At 60.1% G+C, this 18,235-nt stretch carries 15 protein-coding genes; 8 read left to right on the top strand and 7 right to left on the bottom strand.

Annotation, left to right across the window (positions count from 1 at the left end; all coding sequences use genetic code 11):
• Window positions 1-54 precede the first annotated feature (54 nt).
• On the top strand, window positions 55-963 hold the full coding sequence (gene ypfJ / locus NCHU2750_RS11270) for a KPN_02809 family neutral zinc metallopeptidase (protein ID WP_119940567.1): 909 nt from the start codon (window positions 55-57) through the stop codon (window positions 961-963).
• A 406-nt stretch (window positions 964-1,369) separates the two neighbouring features.
• Here ypfJ and NCHU2750_RS11265 read toward each other — a convergent pair whose 3' ends face one another.
• Both NCHU2750_RS11265 and NCHU2750_RS11260 read right to left on the bottom strand, forming a co-directional pair.
• A complete protein-coding gene (locus NCHU2750_RS11265) occupies window positions 1,370-3,148 on the bottom strand; it encodes a diguanylate cyclase (protein ID WP_119943238.1) in 1,779 nt (592 codons plus the stop codon).
• 167 nt (window positions 3,149-3,315) lie between these two features.
• Complete coding sequence (locus NCHU2750_RS11260; protein WP_119940565.1) at window positions 3,316-3,795, bottom strand: DUF2938 domain-containing protein; 480 nt, start codon at window positions 3,793-3,795, stop codon at window positions 3,316-3,318.
• A gap of 265 nt (window positions 3,796-4,060) precedes the next feature.
• On the opposite strand from NCHU2750_RS11260, the gene NCHU2750_RS11255 reads away from it, so the two are divergent.
• A complete protein-coding gene (locus NCHU2750_RS11255) occupies window positions 4,061-5,476 on the top strand; it encodes an MATE family efflux transporter (protein ID WP_119940563.1) in 1,416 nt (471 codons plus the stop codon).
• Between the two features lie 213 nt (window positions 5,477-5,689).
• On the opposite strand, the gene carA is transcribed toward NCHU2750_RS11255, so the two are convergent.
• The gene (carA, locus tag NCHU2750_RS11250) at window positions 5,690-6,895 is read right to left on the bottom strand and encodes a glutamine-hydrolyzing carbamoyl-phosphate synthase small subunit (RefSeq protein WP_119940561.1); all 1,206 of its coding nucleotides are present in this window, start codon (window positions 6,893-6,895) and stop codon (window positions 5,690-5,692) included.
• Window positions 6,896-7,200: 305 nt separating this feature from the next.
• Between carA and NCHU2750_RS11245 the strand changes: the two genes are divergently transcribed.
• The 4 genes from NCHU2750_RS11245 (at window position 7,201) to NCHU2750_RS11230 (ending at window position 13,954) form a co-directional block, all read left to right on the top strand.
• On the top strand, window positions 7,201-7,653 hold the full coding sequence (locus NCHU2750_RS11245) for a GatB/YqeY domain-containing protein (protein WP_119940560.1): 453 nt from the start codon (window positions 7,201-7,203) through the stop codon (window positions 7,651-7,653).
• Window positions 7,654-7,796: 143 nt separating this feature from the next.
• Window positions 7,797-9,833: a DNA primase gene (gene dnaG, locus NCHU2750_RS11240; RefSeq protein WP_119940558.1), complete on the top strand. Its 2,037-nt coding sequence runs from the start codon at window positions 7,797-7,799 to the stop codon at window positions 9,831-9,833.
• 444 nt (window positions 9,834-10,277) lie between these two features.
• Window positions 10,278-12,344, top strand: coding sequence for an RNA polymerase sigma factor RpoD (gene rpoD, locus NCHU2750_RS11235; protein ID WP_119940556.1), 2,067 nt, complete (start codon window positions 10,278-10,280; stop codon window positions 12,342-12,344).
• A 125-nt stretch (window positions 12,345-12,469) separates the two neighbouring features.
• Window positions 12,470-13,954: a DUF930 domain-containing protein gene (locus tag NCHU2750_RS11230; protein WP_119940555.1), complete on the top strand. Its 1,485-nt coding sequence runs from the start codon at window positions 12,470-12,472 to the stop codon at window positions 13,952-13,954.
• 33 nt (window positions 13,955-13,987) lie between these two features.
• Here the strand turns inward: NCHU2750_RS11230 and NCHU2750_RS30480 are convergent, their stop codons facing one another.
• Window positions 13,988-14,161: a hypothetical protein gene (locus NCHU2750_RS30480; protein WP_162939587.1), complete on the bottom strand. Its 174-nt coding sequence runs from the start codon at window positions 14,159-14,161 to the stop codon at window positions 13,988-13,990.
• A gap of 627 nt (window positions 14,162-14,788) precedes the next feature.
• Between NCHU2750_RS30480 and NCHU2750_RS31155 the strand changes: the two genes are divergently transcribed.
• The gene (locus NCHU2750_RS31155; protein ID WP_256377684.1) at window positions 14,789-14,911 is read left to right on the top strand and encodes a hypothetical protein; all 123 of its coding nucleotides are present in this window, start codon (window positions 14,789-14,791) and stop codon (window positions 14,909-14,911) included.
• Window positions 14,912-15,001: 90 nt separating this feature from the next.
• On the opposite strand, the gene NCHU2750_RS11225 is transcribed toward NCHU2750_RS31155, so the two are convergent.
• Genes NCHU2750_RS11225 through NCHU2750_RS11215 form a run of 3 tightly spaced genes read right to left on the bottom strand, consistent with a single transcriptional unit; the run spans window position 15,002 to window position 17,277 of the window.
• Window positions 15,002-15,844, bottom strand: a complete 843-nt coding sequence (locus NCHU2750_RS11225; protein WP_119940553.1) for a hypothetical protein — start codon at window positions 15,842-15,844, stop codon at window positions 15,002-15,004.
• Window positions 15,845-15,852: 8 nt separating this feature from the next.
• Window positions 15,853-16,488 (bottom strand): hypothetical protein, encoded by a 636-nt coding sequence (locus NCHU2750_RS11220; RefSeq protein WP_119940551.1) that lies wholly within the window; start codon window positions 16,486-16,488, stop codon window positions 15,853-15,855.
• On the bottom strand, window positions 16,489-17,277 hold the full coding sequence (locus NCHU2750_RS11215) for a TIGR04255 family protein (RefSeq protein ID WP_119940550.1): 789 nt from the start codon (window positions 17,275-17,277) through the stop codon (window positions 16,489-16,491).
• 466 nt (window positions 17,278-17,743) lie between these two features.
• Here NCHU2750_RS11215 and NCHU2750_RS11205 point away from each other — a divergent pair, with 466 nt between their 5' ends.
• Complete coding sequence (locus tag NCHU2750_RS11205) at window positions 17,744-18,154, top strand: hypothetical protein (RefSeq protein ID WP_162939586.1); 411 nt, start codon at window positions 17,744-17,746, stop codon at window positions 18,152-18,154.
• The last annotated feature ends 81 nt before the right edge of the window (window positions 18,155-18,235 follow it).

The raw sequence follows: 18,235 nt of genomic DNA, 5'->3' as shown, positions 1-18,235 counted from the left end.
GTCTGCGCTATATTGACGCTAAATTAGGGATGCTGTCGTCTAGGAGTGGGCACGATGGAATGGAAAGGACGCCGTCAGTCTGACAATGTCGAGGACCAGCGCGGGTCGTCGATGGGCGGAAGCCCGATGGGTGGCGGTGGTTTTCGCATCCCGATCGGCGGCGGCGGCCGGGGCGGCGGCGGCCTGAGCATCGGCGGCATCGTCGTCGTGCTGATCATCTGCTGGATCACCGGCATCAACCCGCTCACCCTGCTTTCCGGCGGCGATATCGATCTTGGCGGCGGCGGCACGACGACCCAGCAGTCGCGCCCCAGCGGTCCGGCCAATGACGACATGACCGCCTTCGTGCGGACCGTGCTTGCCGATACAGAGGATACCTGGACGGAGATCTTCAAGGGCAATGGCCAGACCTATCAGGATCCCACGCTCGTTCTGTTTTCGGGTCGGGTGAATTCGGCCTGCGGCTACGCGTCGGCGGCATCCGGCCCGTTCTATTGCCCCGGAGATCGCAAGCTTTATCTCGACACCAGCTTTTTCGACGAACTCTCGCAGCGTTTCGGCGCATCGGGCGATTTCGCCGAGGCCTATGTGATCGCGCATGAGGTTGGCCATCACGTGCAGAACCTTCTCGGAATCCTGCCGAAGTTCAATCAGGCCCGCCAGCGGATGAGCGAGGCGCAAGCCAACCAGATGTCGGTCAGGGTCGAGCTTCAGGCCGATTGCTTTGCCGGCGTCTGGGGCAAGCATACCGACCAGAAAGGTCTGCTCAGCCAGGGCGATCTGGAGGAGGCGCTGAATGCCGCCCAGCAGATCGGCGACGACACGCTGCAGAAGCGCAGCCAGGGCTATGTGGTGCCCGAAAGCTTCAACCACGGCACCTCGGCTCAGCGCGTGCGCTGGTTCAAGCGCGGCTTCGACAGCGGCAATATGAGCGCTTGCGATACATTCTCCGGCGATATTTGAAACACTGCGCGCAGCAGATGCCGCCAGGCCGGGGAACCGGCATGGTGGATGAAATGCGGGAGCGGGGCAGGCGTCTTGTATCGGTGGTTTGGTGGTAGGCTTTTGCCTGCCCCGACCGTTTCCTGCCTTTGATCCGGGACTTGTCAATTCCCGTCCTTGCGGCATTCGCGGCCATCATCGGAAACCGGGTTTCTGAACCTGGATGAGGAGGCCGGTTCGCGAACCCGGTTTCCCGCCCGATGACGCGATGATTGTTGCGCAGCCCGGCGGAGCGGGGATGAAAACCGCCCGAGGCTTCGATGAAGATATTGAAACTGCGGGCAAGTTTTTTCGCCGGTGCCGACATCGTCCCCGAGGGTATGCAACGGGTTTAGACTCTTCGGCTTTTTTCGGGCTGCGACAGGGCTCAGGCCTGCTCCTCTACGCTTTCCAGGATCCATCGGTTGCGGCCGTTGCGCTTTGCCGCAAGCAGGGCGCGGTCGGCCCGTTCCAGTATGCTGGTGACCGGGCCCGTCTGCGGCGAGGTGGAAATGCCGAGCGAAATGGTGACGGGATCGAGCAGGCGGCCGCGATAGGACAGGGGCGCGCGTTCGACGGATTGCCTCAATTGCTCGGCAACATGTTCGCCATCCGCCGCCGTCGATCCGGCAAGCAGAACGGTGAACTCCTCGCCGCCGAAGCGAAATACGTCGCCGCGGCCGTTGACCACTTCCGACAGCAGGCGCGCCACATATTGCATGACGGCATCGCCTGCATCATGGCCGAACTGATCGTTGAACCGCTTGAAATAGTCGATGTCGATCATCAGGCAGGCAAGCGGATTGGCCGGTTCCTCGATCAGCCGGTTAAGCGTCTCGTCGAGAGAGCGGCGGTTCATCAGGCCGGTGAGCGCATCGCGCTTGGCCATGCCGACGAGCCGCTGGCGAAGCTGCAGGTTGGCGACGGCGAGCCCGACATTTTCCGCCAGGAGTTCGAGATAGAGGCGATCGGTCTGTGACGGATGATTGCCCGGCGCACTTTCAAGGTAAAGAAGACCGACAATGTCGCCGAGCGCCGTCAGAGGGAAACAGAGATTGCTGCTAGTGCCGACGTGGATGTGATGACAACTGACATCCTCGCCTTCCGACTCGCTCAGATGCGGCCGGCCGCGCCGAAGGCCCCAGCAATCATCGATCGAGAAATGCGTTTCGGATGCCTTCGGATCCAGCCACTGGCCGAGTGATTGCAGGGTCGAGCCCTGTTCCTTCATGACGAACAGGTGGCCTGCAGCCTGCGGGAATATCTGCGGCATGAAGCGGGAGACGACATCCGACAGTTCCTCCTGGTTCTGGCAGGCCTGGACCCGATGCATCATCTGCAGGATCAGGTCCTTCATGCGCTGATCCTTGCGGCGCTCGGCATCCAGCCGCTCGCGCTCGCGGCCATTGTCGCGAAAGATCTGGATGGCGTGGTTCATCTCGCCGATTTCGTCGCGCCGCCCGTCATCCAGCACCTCGACGTCGTAATCCTGTCGGGCGAGCCTTGTCACGACATTGCTCATGCGGATGAGCGGCATGGCCACCCGCCGGCTCAGCACGAAATAGAGGACGGCGAGGAACATCAGTGCGGTCAGAACCAGCATCGACTTGGCGATATTGCCGAAGAAATCGCTTCTGGCCTTGGCGGCATCGACGGTCTGTTGCGAGCGGGTCGTGACGCTTTCGCGCAGATCCGCCACCGACTTTACCAGGCCGGTCTGGAGGCGGTAATGCTCGTCGCCGAACAGGGTCTGCTGTGCCTCGATCTGCCGGCCGTCGCGATAGGCGGCGATGGCTTTCTTCTCGATTGCGTCAATCGCGTCGGCATCGGCCCTGATGGCATCGAACATCGCCTTTTCCTGCGGCGAGAGGCCAAGCAGCGTCATCTTTGCGATTGTGCCTTCGAGGCGACCTTCCTGATCGTCGTCGACATAGAATTTGGCCAGATGCTGCTCGTCTGCCCGCATGACGTAGAGACGGGCTTCTTCCGTTCGGTTTTCGGCCGTGATGGCGAGTTCTTCAGCCAGATCATCGATTTCGAGATGCCGCTCGATCGCTACGCGTTCCTGCGAGGCGCTGCGTGCCGACAGGATGAAGGTCGAGGCCGACACGGCAGTCAGGACCAGCGTGACCGCATAGGCGAGATGTGTGATCGTACTAAGCCGCATGCGAGACACCATCCGTTCGCCGACGACGGCATGATTGCCGGCCGCCGGATCAAAGGTCACTGCGCGCTTATTTTAGTTTGTTCCGATGAACGGGAAGTCAACGTCTATGACGGGTCAAATGACGTCGGCTCCCTGCGTTCGAATGATCCGTGTCGGCAGGGCGGGGCCTAGCGGATCAGCATCGCGGTGCCCCACATGCCGATGGCAAAGACGGTGTGGGTGAGGAGGCCGATGATACGGACCTTGGTCGGATTGGGGGTTTTCGAGGCTGCCCAGCCAAGCCCCATGCCGGGCTGCATCAGGAACCAGCCGGCGGCAATGGTGACGATGCCCCAGACGAAAGCGGGCAGGAAGGTCGGCGATGCCAGCCAGCCGGGACCCATGGCGAGGACGAGAACCACGCCATAGATGATGCCGACGACATAATGGCCGGTCCAGCCGAGCGCGAGTTCATGTTCGTAAGGCTCTGCCGTGCCGATGCTGTCGTGAAACACCTTGCCGTTGGCCAGGTGGCGGAACCAGCGGCCGCCGGGAGCCCAGTTCGGTCGCGCCTGGCCGAACAGGTAGTGCAGCGCAAAGGCCCAGATATCCATGAGAACGGTGGCGCCAATGCCGACCAGTATGCCATTCCACAAAAGTGCGATCATCAAAATCATCCCCAAGACTGTCGGATGATATAGCCGCGATTCCCCGGCCGTTCGCATTAAAAAACCTTGAGCAAGGCGGGTTTTACGTCCAGCTGGCGGGGAGGCGCCGGCAAGCGGCGCGGTCCATCAAGTTCGTTGACGTAACGCCCACAAAAACTGCTGGATTGCGCTTCAGGGTTGCCGACCGGGCGTGCCTTCTTTATAGGCAGGATGCATTGCCGCTGACCAATTCTGGAAGCGGCTTTTTCTTTTATCGAGGTGCCGCATGCAGCGCTCGCCGGATACGAACGCCACCCGACGGACGGAAAATTCCTGGAAGATGCATTTGCGCGCCACCTTTGCGCTCGGCATTCCGCTGGTCGGCGCGCAGCTGGCGCAGATGGCGATCAACACGACGGATATCATTCTCGTCGGCTGGCTCGGTACGACGGAGCTTGCGGCCGTTGTGCTGGCAAACCAGATCTTCTTCATCATTTTCATTTTCGGGACCGGTTTCAGTGCTGCCGTCGTGCCGGTGGTGGCTCACGCGCTTGGTCGCAAGGATACGGTCTCCGTGCGCCGGTCGGTGCGCATGGGACTGTGGATCGTGCTGTTCTATGGTGCGTTGACGGCGCCGCTTCTGTGGTTCTGCGAGCCGATCCTGCTGAAGCTCGGACAGCAGCCGGATGTGGCGGCGCTGGCGCAGCATTACCTGCGGGTCATGCAATGGGGCATATTTCCGGCACTCGGACTTATGGCACTTCGAAGCTTCGTTACCGGGCTGGAGAAGGGCGGGGTCGTGCTCTACGTCACGATCGGCATGTTCATCCTCAATGCCATCGTCGCCTATGTGCTGATCTTCGGCCGTTTCGGTGCGCCGCAACTCGGGCTGATCGGGGCCGCGATCGCCTCCGTCTGTGCCAACCTGACCGGCTTCGTGCTGATGCTCGTCTATATCGAGAGCCAGAAGGAGATGCGCGACTACGAGCTTTTCGTGCGGTTCTGGCGACCGGACTGGGGCATGCTGAAGGAGATTGCACTGCTCGGCCTGCCGATCAGCTTTACCATCCTGGCGGAAACCAGCCTGTTTGCCGCAGCCTCGCTTCTGATGGGCACGCTCGGCACCCAGCAGCTTGCCGCCCATGGGATTGCGCTGCAATTCGCCTCGATCGCATTCATGATCCCGCTCGGCCTTGCGCAGGTGGCAACCGTCAGGGTGGGGCTTTCGCTTGGCCGCAACGATCTTGTCGGCGTCAGGCGGGCGGCGATCGCGGTGCTCGTCGTCGGCATCTGCTTCACGCTGGTCGGCGGGGCGATCTTCGCCACGTTTCCGCGCGAGCTCGGGGCGTTGTTCCTCGATACGCACCAGCCGGACGCGCAGGCTGTACTTGATTTTGCCGCGCCGCTGATCGTGATTGCCGGGATTTTCCAGCTTGTCGACGGATTGCAGGCGGTCGGTGCCGGGTTGTTGCGGGGCTTGAAGGATACGCGGGTGCCGATGATCCTGGCGCTGATCGCCTATTGGCCGATCGGGTTTGCCTGCGCCTATCTGTTCGCCTTTCCGCTGGGAATGCAGGGCGAGGGGGTCTGGTACGGTTTCGTTCTCGGCCTTGCCGCGGCGGCCATTCTGCTCTGCGGCCGGTTCTGGCTGATCGTCATCGGCAAAGAAAAGGCGGCCGACGCGATTGCGCAGGCCGCCTGATAGGCGATGGTGGTCGGGTCGTTCCCCTCACTTGCGATTTCTAACACTTAGCCTTCGGCTAAGATGTTGAAATCGCTTTCTCTCCCACAAGGGGAGAGATGCCGGAGATCAAGGCAGTCTCGGCGCCCTACCTCTCCCCTTGTGGGAGAGGATACAAAATCAAGATCTTAGCTTCAGCTAAGTCTTAGATTTTGTTGGTGAGGGGATCTGCTTTCAGCGCTCGGCGAGAGCCGGTTCGCCCTTCTTTGCGCGCACCAGATTGATGAAGCGGCGGAACAGGTAGTGGCTGTCCTGTGGGCCGGGAGAGGCTTCCGGGTGGTGCTGGACGGAGAAGACCGGCTTGCCGGAAAGGCGCAGGCCGCAATTGGTGCCGTCGAACAGCGAGATGTGAGTCTCTTCAACGCCTTGCGGCAGCGACTTGGAGTCGACTGCGAAGCCGTGGTTCATCGAGACGATCTCCACCTTGCCGGTCGTGTGATCCTTGACCGGGTGGTTGGCGCCGTGATGGCCCTGATGCATCTTCTCGGTCTTGGCACCGAGTGCCAGACCCAGCATCTGGTGACCGAGGCAGATGCCGAAGGTCGGGATGTCGGTCTTGATGATTTCCTGGATCACCGGAACGGCATATTCGCCGGTGGCGGCCGGGTCGCCCGGGCCGTTCGACAGGAAGATGCCGTCCGGCTTCAGCGCCAGGATATCTTCGGCGGCGGTCTGTGCCGGGACGATCGTCACCTTGCAGTCGAGGCCGGTGAACAGGCGCAGGATGTTGCGCTTGACGCCATAATCGATGCAGACGACGTGATATTTGGCGTCTTCGGCCTTGAGTTCGCTATAGCCTTCGTTCCACACCCAGGGCTTCTCGGTCCACTGCGAGGACTGGCCGGAGGTCGCTTCCTTGGCGAGGTCAAGGCCTTCCAGACCGCTCCAGGCCTTGGCTTCCGCCTTCAGCGTGTCGATGTCGAAGACGCCGTTCGGGTCATGGGCGATGACGGCGTTCGGGGCGCCATGCTCGCGGATCCAGGCGGTCAGCGCACGGGTGTCGACGCCCGACAGGCCGATGATGCCGCGGCTCTTCAGCCACTCGTCGAGATGCTTTGCGGCGCGGTAGTTGGACGGGTCGGTGATGTCGGCCTTGAAGATGACGCCGACGGCGCCGCGGCGTGCGGCCGGTGTCAGGTCTTCGATATCCTCGTCATTGGTGCCGATATTGCCGATATGGGGGAAGGTGAAGGTGACGATCTGGCCGAGATAGGACGGGTCGGTGAGGATTTCCTCGTAGCCGGTCAGTGCCGTGTTGAACACGACTTCGGCCGGAACCTTGCCGGTCGCGCCGATGCCGGTGCCTTCGATGACGGTGCCGTCCGCAAGAACGAGGAGGGCGGTGGGCTTCTTGGGCGTCCAGGGTGCTGTACCGGTCATGGCTATCCTTCTGACCCATCGTTCCGGTCTTTAAGCTAAAGACAGGCTGCAGGGGTTTCTTGTTGTCGCAGAAAAAGCGCCAAGCGTTGTCGCAGGCGGCTCTTCAAATCCAAATGTCGTGCAGGTGCGGGAAAATAAACAAAGGCTAACGCGCGGTCAATCGCATCCGTTAAAGAATCACCCTCATTTGGGCCTTGCAGGCGGGAAAAGATTGATCGACCCCGCCGGCTGATCTATCACCGCCGTCAACAGCCCGGTTTCGGGCGCTGCGGGAGGTTCTGCCCCGCCATGACGGAGACACTGAGATGATGCGCGAGAAGCTGACCGAATCCATGAAGGAAGCGATGAAGGCCAAGGACACCCTGCGGCTTTCCACCGTCCGCCTGATCCAGAGCGCGGTCAAGGATCGCGACATCGCCAATCGCGGTACCGGCAAGGATGCGGCCACCGACGACGAGATCCTGCAGATCCTGCAAAAGATGGTGAAGCAGCGCGAAGAGTCGGCCAAGATCTACGAGGATGCCGGACGCGCCGAGCTTGCCGCTCAGGAACGCGGCGAGATCGCCGTGCTCAAGGCCTTCATGCCGGAACAGCTTTCCGACGAAAAGGTCGACGAGATCGTTGCCGCCGTGGTTGCCGAGACGGGCGCCGCCGGCATGAAGGATATGGGCAAGGTGATGGCGGTACTGCGCGAGCGCTATGCCGGCCAGATGGATTTCGCCAAGGCTTCCGGCGTCATCAAGGCGAAGCTGAGCTGAGTTGTTAGATCTGCCGGCCTAGATGCCGGATCAAGACGATGCGGCGCCCTTGGGCGCCGTATTCGGTTTTGGGGGCTGTGGATAGCGGGAAGGAGATGCCTTGCCCGTGGCGCTGCCTTCGACTTACGCCTATATGAGTAGACATGCGCTTTTCCAACACGTTCCTCGACGAGATACGCGACCGCGTGCTGATCTCCACCGTGATCGGCAGGCGGGTGACGTGGGATCGCCGCAAGACGAATGTGTCGCGCGGCGATTACTGGGCCTGCTGCCCGTTCCATGGCGAGAAGAGCCCGAGCTTCCATTGCGAGGATCGCAAGGGTCGCTACCATTGCTTCGGCTGCGGCGTGTCCGGCGATCATTTTCGCTTTCTCACCGATCTCGAAGGGCTGAACTTTCCCGAAGCGGTGCAGCAGATCGCCGATCTGGCCGGTGTTGCCATGCCGCAGCCCGATCCGCAGATGGAAAAGCGCGAGAAGGAGCGCACCTCGCTGCAGGACGTGATGGAAATGGCGACCGCCTATTTCCAGGATCAGTTGCAGAGCGCCAATGGCGCCAAGGCACGCGCCTATCTGCGCGACCGCGGACTGACGGGGCGCACGATCGAGACGTTCCGGCTGGGCTATGCGCCGGAAAGCCGCAATGCGCTCAAAGAATATCTGGCGGGCAAGGGCGTGCCGAAGGAGCAGATCGAGGCCTGCGGGCTGGTACGCTTCGGGCCGGATATTCCGGTTTCCTACGATTATTTCCGCGACCGGATCATGTTCCCGATTCTGTCGTCGCGCGACAAGGTGATCGCCTTTGGCGGCCGGGCGATGGCGGCGGATGCGATGGCGAAATACATGAACTCGCCGGATACCGAACTCTTCCACAAGGGACAGGTTCTCTACAATTTCTCGCGCGCCAGAAAAGCGGCGCAGGCGGCCGGAGACCGGCGCCAGAGCGGCACGTTGATTGCGGTCGAAGGCTATATGGACGTGATCGCGCTCTATCAGGCGGGCGTGGAGAATGCGGTCGCACCGCTCGGCACGGCCTTGACGGAAAACCAGCTCGACCTCTTGTGGAAAGTGACGCCGCAGCCGGTGCTCTGCTTCGATGGCGATGGCGCCGGCATTCGTGCGGCCAACCGAGCCGCCGATCTGGCGCTGCCGGCGATCAAGCCCGGCAAGTCGGTCAGTTTCGCGCTTCTGCCGGATGGCAAGGATCCCGACGATCTGGTGAAGAACGACGGCAGGGCGCCGTTCGACCGGGTTCTGTCGGAGGCAAAGCCGCTGGTCGACATGATCTGGCAGCGGGAAACCGCGGGTTCTGTCTTCGATACGCCGGAAAGGCGGGCGGAGCTCGATGCGCGGCTGAAGCAGATCGTTTCGGTGATCGCCGACGAAAGCGTGCGCTATCACTACCAGCAGGATATCCGCAGCCGGCTCGGCGCGTTTTTCTCGCAGGGCAATGGCTATGCGCAGGGCAATGGCGGCGGTGATCGTCGCCAGGGGTTCCAGCGCAACAATGCAGGCGGTGCCACAAGGGGCAGGGGTGGCCGCGGCGGACCTCAGCAGGGCGGCTCGACGGTTGCCGGCGCGATGATCGAAAGCGGCACGGCGGGCAGTGCCAGGCTCAACCAGATGCTGAAGCTTTCGCCGCAATCCAAACCTGCGCTTCGCGAAACGGTTCTGGCGCTGACCATTGCCAACCATCCGCAACTGCTTCTCGACGAATATGACGAGATTTCTTCCGTCGATTTCGAAAACAGGGACCTGCAGCGCTTCTGGTCGTCGCTCCTGTCGATCGTCGGCCGTCTCGGGGTGAAGCTTTCCGTCGAGGCCGTGCGGGAAGGGCTCGCGGCTGACGGGTTCGGGGACATCGTGGCGTCGATGACCCAGCAGGTGAAGAATGCGCGGCTTTGGACCGCGACCGAGGAGGCCGATCCGCAGGATGCGCTTCAGGCCTATCGGCAGACCAGGGCGCTGCATTCGCGCAACAAGGAACTGCGCTGGCAGAAGATCGAGCTGGAGCGGGAGATCGCCGAGCTTTCCGAGGAAGAGGCCGATCGCGGAGAAATATTGCTGCGGGCGCTTCTGGAAATCCAGAACGAGATTACCAGGCTCGAGGCGCAGGAGGCGATCATCGACGGGTTCGGCGTGCTTTCGGGCCGGGTGAAGGGGGCGGCGGTCAGCCATTGAGGAGATAGACTGCCGGTTTCGGGCTGCGAATCTCCTGCCGCGAGCTGACGGCGACAATTTGTGTTTTCGTTAACCCTTGTCTAATCCGAAGGATCGCCTAAATAAGCGTCGAAACTGGTGAACAGGCCTGTGTGAAACGGGTGTAACGCGTCTTTTTCCACTTTTCTGGTGCAAACGCCGGGGAAAAGCTTGACGGAACGTTAAATTGTGGGAATCACCATTTCAAGGCAAGATAGGCGGATTGGGTCAGGCGGGCCAGTGCGACTGGCATTGCTTCAGGTATGGACTGCTCAGGACAGCATCCTGTGGTAATTCGGAATTAAAGGTCATTCCGTTACGAGTGGGCAAGTGATTCGCGGCTAGGGCATGAGGCCTTAGATCGCCGGCCACGAGCGCGGTCAATCTGTTGTGGCGCAGTGGCGTTCAGGGAAAGTGACGAAATACATGGCAACAAAAGTCAAAGAAAACGAAGAAGCAGAGAACGAGCGCGAAGCTTCGCATGACGGTCCGCTTCTCGACCTTTCTGATGACGCGGTCAAGAAGATGATCAAGGCCGCGAAAAAGCGCGGCTATGTGACCATGGACGAGCTGAATTCGGTTCTGCCTTCCGAGGAGGTGACCTCGGAACAGATCGAAGACACGATGGCGATGCTGTCCGACATGGGCATCAACGTGATCGAGGACGAGGACGCGGAAGAAGCGGCCGGCGGCAGCAGCGAAGACGACGACAGCGGCGACAGCGACGACAATGAGAGCGAAAGCGGCGAACTGACGACGTCTGCCGGCACCGCTGTCGCGACCGCCAAGAAGAAAGAACCGACCGACCGTACCGACGACCCGGTGCGCATGTATCTGCGCGAAATGGGTTCCGTCGAGCTTCTGTCGCGTGAGGGCGAAATCGCCATCGCCAAGCGTATCGAGGCCGGCCGCGAAACGATGATCGGTGGTCTCTGTGAGAGCCCCCTCACGTTCCAGGCGCTGATCATCTGGCGCGACGAACTGAATGAGGGGACGACATTGCTTCGCGAGATCATCGATCTCGAAACGACCTATTCGGGTCCCGAAGCCAAGGCTGCTCCGCAGTTCCAGAGCCCGGAAAAGATCGAGGCCGACCGCAAGGCTGCCGAGGAAAAGGAAAAGAGCCGCAAGGCCCGCATGTCGGCCGCCAATGACGACGACATCACGGCCGTCGGCGGCGACCTGCCGATCGAGGAAGAGGAAGAGGACGACGACGAGTCGAGCCTGTCTCTCGCCGCGATGGAAGCCGAGCTGCGTCCGCAGGTCATGGAAACCCTCGACCTGATCGCCGATACCTACAAGAAGCTCAGGAAGCTGCAGGACCAGCAGGTGGAACAGCGCCTGGCTGCCACCGGCACTTTGTCTTCGGCGCAGGAGCGTCGCTACAAGGAACTGAAGGACGAGCTGGTGACGGCGGTCAAGTCGCTGTCGCTTAACCAGAACCGCGTCGACAGCCTTGTCGAGCAGCTCTACGACATTTCCAAGCGACTGATGCAGAACGAAGGCCGTCTGTTGCGTCTTGCCGAATCCTACGGCGTCAAGCGCGACTCGTTCCTCGAGCAGTATCAGGGTGCGGAACTCGATCCGAACTGGATGAAGTCGATCGCCAACCTTGCAGCCAAGGGCTGGAAGGAATTTGCCAAGGCAGAGAACACGATGATCCGGGATATCCGCCTGGAGATCCAGAATCTGGCGACTGAAACCGGCATCTCGATCGCCGAATTCCGTCGTATCGTGTCGATGGTGCAGAAGGGCGAACGCGAAGCCCGCATCGCCAAGAAGGAAATGGTCGAGGCGAACCTTCGTCTCGTCATCTCGATCGCCAAGAAGTATACGAACCGCGGCCTGCAGTTCCTCGACCTCATTCAGGAAGGCAATATCGGCCTGATGAAGGCGGTCGACAAGTTCGAGTATCGCCGCGGCTACAAGTTCTCCACCTATGCGACATGGTGGATCCGGCAGGCGATCACCCGTTCGATCGCCGACCAGGCGCGCACGATCCGTATTCCGGTGCATATGATCGAAACGATCAACAAGATCGTTCGTACCTCGCGCCAGATGCTGCACGAAATCGGTCGCGAGCCGACGCCTGAAGAACTGGCCGAAAAGCTCGCCATGCCGCTCGAAAAGGTCCGCAAGGTGCTGAAGATCGCCAAGGAGCCGATCTCGCTCGAAACCCCGGTGGGTGACGAAGAAGACAGCCACCTCGGCGATTTCATCGAGGACAAGAACGCGCTTCTGCCGATCGACGCCGCCATCCAGGCGAACCTGCGCGAGACGACGACCCGTGTTCTCGCATCGCTCACCCCGCGCGAAGAGCGCGTGCTGCGCATGCGCTTCGGCATCGGCATGAACACCGACCACACGCTGGAAGAAGTCGGCCAGCAGTTTTCGGTGACGCGCGAACGTATCCGCCAGATCGAGGCGAAGGCGCTCCGCAAGCTCAAGCATCCGAGCCGCTCGCGCAAGCTCAGGTCGTTCCTCGACAGCTAAGACCGGGGCTCACCGGTCAACTTTACGACATCGGGCCCGGCGGATGAAAATCCGCTGGGTTTTTCTTGTTCGCCTTGTGGCGGCGGGACTTCATCCCGCCTCTCTTTCATCCTACATCGGAAGCCATGCAGGACGCGTCGCGAAAGCCAAATCACAAGCTCTACGGAGGCATTGCCGCCTCCATTGCACTGCATGTGATCATTGCGGTGGCGCTGTTTGCCCGGTTGCCCGTCCATGACCAGACGGCACCGAAGGAAGAGACGGTCTCGGTCGAGATCGTGCCGCCACCCGAAGAGAATAAGGCGGACGAGAAGACGCCCGAAAAGCCCAAGCCGAAACCGCAGCAGCAGGCGCTCAATCTGAAAATGCCCGAGCAGAAGCCGGAGGAGGAAAAGAAGCCCGTGCCGCCGCCGGAGCCACCGAAACAGGAGGCCGAGAAGGCGGGAGCGGAGAAGGCTGCGGCAAAGACCGCCGAAGATGCCAAGGAAAAGGCTGCCGAAGAGGCTGCGGCCGAGAAGGAAAAGCAGGCGAAAGAGCAGGAGGCCGCGAAGCAGGAACCGCCACCGGCAGCCAAGCCACCGGCGCCGAAGCCTGAGGAAAAGCCGAAGCCGGAGGAGAAACCGAAGGAGGAGGCGAAGGCTTCGCCGCCTCCGCCGCCGGCTGCGGAGAAACAGGCAGAGAAACAGGCGCCACCCCCGCCTGCAGCCGATAAGCAGCAACCGCCGCCGCCGGCCGAGAAAAAGGCCGAGCCGCCGCAAGGGGCATCCGCGGAGGAGAAACAGACCGAGGCGAGGGCAATCAAGGCACTGGGCGATGTGACCCGGTTCGGAGAAAAGCAGACGGATCCGCGCAAGTCGCCGGATGGCGATGCGGCAGAAGATAGCAGCAAGGATGCCGAGGCCGCCAACCAGCAACCCGGCGGCCAGCAGGCCTCTGATGAGCAGGCTGATGGTCAGCAAGCTGGCAGCGAGGCTCAGGCGGCGGACGCAGCGCAGGGGCAGCAGAATGGAGCGACTGGCCAGCCAAACGGTCTCGACGCGCCGCTGCACGGACCGGGGGGCGCTCCCCTGCCGCCGCAAATCACGCTGCCCGGTGTCGATTTTGCCGCCAACGGTTCGGAAAAGACCGGATTGCCGGCGACGCTTGACCGAGGCGCTGTCGGTGGAAATGCCGAGATCGTGCCGACCCTGCCAACGGCAAGGCCGAATGGCAAGCCGGCGTCAAAGCCGGGTACTGCCGCGGCCGGTGGGCTGAAGGAGGCAAAGACGCTGTTTTCCAACAATGACGGCCATGACGCCGAAGCTGTCGTTGCGATGGATGGCGTGCCGCGCAGTTCGCGCGTGGCGCAGCTCTGTGCGAGCGAACTGAAGATGCAGTTGCGCCATGCCCGCCACTGGCCGGATCTCCTGCCCAGTCCGGGCCTGAAGGAGGGCAATGTGCTGGACGTCCCGTCGGCCGCTTTTCACGACGGCGCGCAGGGCGGATGGTTTGATGTCGGCTACCGCTGCGAGGTCGATCCGGATGCGACCAAGATCGTCTCCTTCGCCATCAAGGTTGGCGACGCCATTCCCCACAGCCAGTGGAAGAGCAGACGACTGCCGGACTTGTGAGCGCCACGCTCTGTCGACGGGCAGGGCCGGTCGCTATTCGAGGCTCACGGCATCGTTCATCTCAACCAGTTCGCGGATCACATCGAGGGCTTCGTTGAGGAGGACGAGCATGTCGTCCGAGGGGACCGCATCCAGATTTTCGATCGCATCCGAAAGCTTGGCAACGATGTCGCTGCTCAATTCCGCCGCTGTCTCCCCTGCCGCCATTACGATTTCTCCGCCTGGGTTTCACCTTAGTGCGAGGGTGACATGCGGCGGATGGAAGTCAATGGCCGGCAGCCGTGAAGCCGGATTGAGGTCGCGGACACTTCCGGTCGCGACCTTCGGCGAATGCCCGATAAAATGATACTGGAGTAAAGTGGCGCAGAGTGGCCTGACGGACCCGACCTCCGCTCCGGTTGCGATAAGGAGAGCGTTTCAAGATTCGGCTCCGGATAGATCTTGCAACCAATCTTAAGCAACGGCGCCGAAAGAGCCCATATTGCTTCGATGGTTGCGAGAACCGCAAATTCTTCAGCAACTATTTGAAATGGTATAGCTCGTCACATTCGACGATTTTCGTGCTTCTGAAAACATTGATTTTTCGATGATCTGTCGTCACCATCGGTTGCCGCTGTCGTCACATTCGTTGCTCCCGAAGCCCCCTTTTCTCACATTCGATAATCCTGGCCGTTGAGCGCGACTTTACGCACTCCCAACGCGAGTTACGGCCGATGAAATACGGCCCGACGATTGTAGATGAATACGTAACAACGGTCAGCCGCGCCTTCGAAGAGCGAAGAGACGCGACCGGAATTTGACGAAAGGCTACAGCAGTATTCGGACCGACACTGTATGGGTGTTCCGAATTTCCTTGTCGACGAAGACCTCGGTTATCGGGCCGAGGAAAGCCTCAAGGAGATCGGCCAGATCATTGAGAAACGAGCCGGGGGAGAATGGAAAGAGCTTCCCGAATAGCTTTCGGCTGCCAATGCTCGAATTCGTTATTCGGCTGATGCAGGCTTGGGAGGATGCCCCCATCAACGATGGAGACGACTGGCGGGACCGCTACGTCTCACTCCGCCATGAGATGAAGTCGAGGTCGACATGGCGGCTGCCGTCCCATTCCCGTGCCGACAGGCTATCCATGGTAACAACGCGGAACAAAGGGGTTTCCTTCTCGAAAACCGGTGGCCAGTTGAAGCGTTCAGCGATCTCCTGGCTTTTGAGTTCTGCGATGATGTCCTGAGGTTGGGCAAAGACGTGAGGCGGATCGTTCAGGACTAGAAGGAACTGGATTCTTGCCCCAGGGGTATCGAAATCAGGGTCTGCTGCGAGCCGAACAGAGCGTAGCGACTTGTAAACCTTGGCATTAGGAGAGTCCTTCTTCCTCAGACTCTTCGCCCTGTTCCTGATCGTTATCACTGGACCGTTGCTAAGCGCATCAGGAAACGCGAAGCGTCCGTATCGACGCTCAAGAGCGTTGACGAACACATCTCTCGTCTGCTCAGAGCTAAAGCCTTCCTTGCGCTCCATCTTGACCAGCGAGGTCTTGCGGATGGTCGCTAGAAACCTCAGGTCTGCGACATCGGTTGGCAGGAGCGAGTTCTCGATGACCGCGCCGACGGTTGTAGTTCCGAATTTGATGGACTCGAGCAGACCCTCGGTCACCTCCACGATCGGTGCGACGACAACGACATCATCGAGGTCCATCGCATTGACTATGTCACAGGTCTGGCTCACCACTACCAAACCTTGCACCGAATCCCATCCAGTCTCAATGACATCGTTCTCATTGAGGAACGCGACGGGAAACTCACCCGTGGAGATCGTGAAGTCACCTTGCCTCCAAGGTGCGAGCGCCGCTCTCAGTTCCTCAAGTTCGGCGTTCGGTTCGTTGTTTTCGGCCATGAAGTCTTCTACTTGGTGCGGGGAGGTCCGCGTCGCGAAGTCTTCCGAGGCTTGAACCCTCCATTCTCGAGGGGATCATCGGACGACGCCGCGATGCGGTCAGTCCAATGATCTTGTAGCTGGCGAGCGCCGTTGACAAGAGGTGGCGGCCGACCGTGAGTTGAACCGCTTCCCTTCCCGGCCAGCCGCTTACCCTCCTCTAGGTCGCCGCCCTTGAGCGTCTTGAATACCAGCGCGCCGTTTGCCTCAAGCACTGCCCTCGTCTCAGTGGGGTCACCCCGGTCAATAAACGCGAGTGCCTCGTGCATGCGCTGGACGGCGCGGATGTTCGCGTCCGTGACCGTCAATCCGTCGCGCCAGTTGTACAGTGACTGTCGCGAGCAACTGAGGAGCTCTGCCAGACGATCCCAGGTATACCCGGTCATCATCTTGAGCTGGCCAATCTGGGTGATGAAGGTTGCCGACTGGGCAGCTAACTCCAAGCGCTCCTCGTCGGTCTCGGTGCGCTGCATGTCGAGCAATGTGGACGTCGTCGGCGACGAGGCTCTGAAGCCCTGATGGCGACGCAAGTACATGAAGTCGAGACGGTCGCCGAATCCAGAGTGGCTCGTCCCTGATGAAGAGAACTTGCGATGAGTCGTCATTTATTTTCTCCCGTAGCGGTCAAGGAATTTATCCGTCACCGACCACCTGAAAATAGTATATGCCCGCGTGGCAAGCTGATAGGTCAACGCCGACAGCGCCGCTGGATTGAAGGCCATGCTCTCAGATTCGTAGGACTTGTACGAGTCCACATCCAGAAACCACGACGGCGTGCTGACAGGTGTCATGATGTCTGGGTCGTGCGAGGCGTTCTCGGGCATATGCCCCCAACGCACCAGGACTCCGCCCTCTTGCGAGGGGCCTTCGAGTTCTGAGATCATATGGTGCGTCTTGCCGAAAACTTCCTTCACGCCGATCATCTCCGTTCGAAGCATGCCGGCCATGCTTTCGTCTTCTGAAAGCGATACCTGGTCCACGTACCGTATCCCGATCCGGTCCGAATGTGTCGGACCGATCGTCTCCGCGAGCTTTTCGAGAAGAAATCCGAAGCGGTCGGTAAAATCCTTGCGGGACGTGTACTTGACCGTTTCGAATGATAAGAAATTATCCGAAAGCGATACGATCCATTGCGCTTCCTGATCCAGGTAGCGCCAGATGATTGACGAAACCATTGTGGGGGTACCGAGCACGAACCCGTTCATCACATCCTTGCGGGGACGCGGATACAAACTTCTAATCGCTTCCTGGAACTTGCCAACGAACACCTGATCCTGAATTGACTGGATAGCAGGGAAGCGCACCTGCGCCACAACGCGCGCCAAAGGAGCGTTGGTCAGTGGCACTTCGGGCAACTCGTTCGAAAATAGCGGATTGACGATTTCGGCGGTCATGTTTCATCCGTGGTTGGCAGGCCTACGATATAACTATGTAAAGTGAGACGTAAAGTGACAAGTTCCAACGATGATAAATAATATCCCATGCGATAATGGACGGGACGCTCAGGCCTTAACGAACTTCAAATTGGACGGAAAATCCGATGCTTTAAAAATTCGAACGGTTCCGCACTGGGGAAGGGCGGGTTTCAAGGACAAGACATTTGCCGGGATGAAGCTCGCTAAGAACATCTCGCTGAACGCAATCTGGAGAAGCAGCTGAGCATCTCTGAAGCTGCAAGCGAGTCGAGAACAGCAGCAAGGCAATCATGTTCTTCACACACAAAGAACAATGAGGGTAGAAGGAATTGTCGACGAGCTCGGCATCCTCGGCCACAAAGACGCAGTTTTCACAGATGAGCGCAGGGACAACAAGCCTTCCTGTTCAAAAGGCCAAGTAGCCGGCTTCGCTTTCGGGGAAAACATGATGGACGAACTCAACGACACGGCCACGCAGTTCCGCGATCTCATCATGAGGACACAGAAAAGCAGCCTCCCGATTACGTTGCAGGATTTCCCAAAGGGTGCCTGCGGGGATACGACCCTGCTTCTAGGACACCATCTCGCAGAACTGGGGCACGGTGATTTCCGCTACTATCTAGGATGGCGTGACGGGAGGTCTCACGCATGGCTTCAGTCCGGATCGGTGATTGTCGATATTACCGCCGATCAGTTCGAGGATTTCGATGACCCGGTTTTCGTCTCGGATCGGTCGTCGTGGCACGAAGAATTCGCTGGAACCGACCAACATGCGGCCAATCTGGCCGTTTTTGGAGAAGCGACAGAAGCAATGCTTCGTAGTGCCTATGAAGCTATTCTAGATTCGGGCAAATGAGGTCGCAAGAAAATCTAAAAAGGCAGGGTTTCCCCTGCCTTTGGTGCTGGCCCTCAGGCCAGAAAAGAGACTTCATCGCGC

Source organism: Neorhizobium sp. NCHU2750 (genome assembly GCF_003597675.1).
Taxonomy (GTDB): domain Bacteria; phylum Pseudomonadota; class Alphaproteobacteria; order Rhizobiales; family Rhizobiaceae; genus Neorhizobium.
Note: the sequence above shows the minus strand (reverse complement) of the source record. Positions and strands in the feature narration are given on the sequence as shown.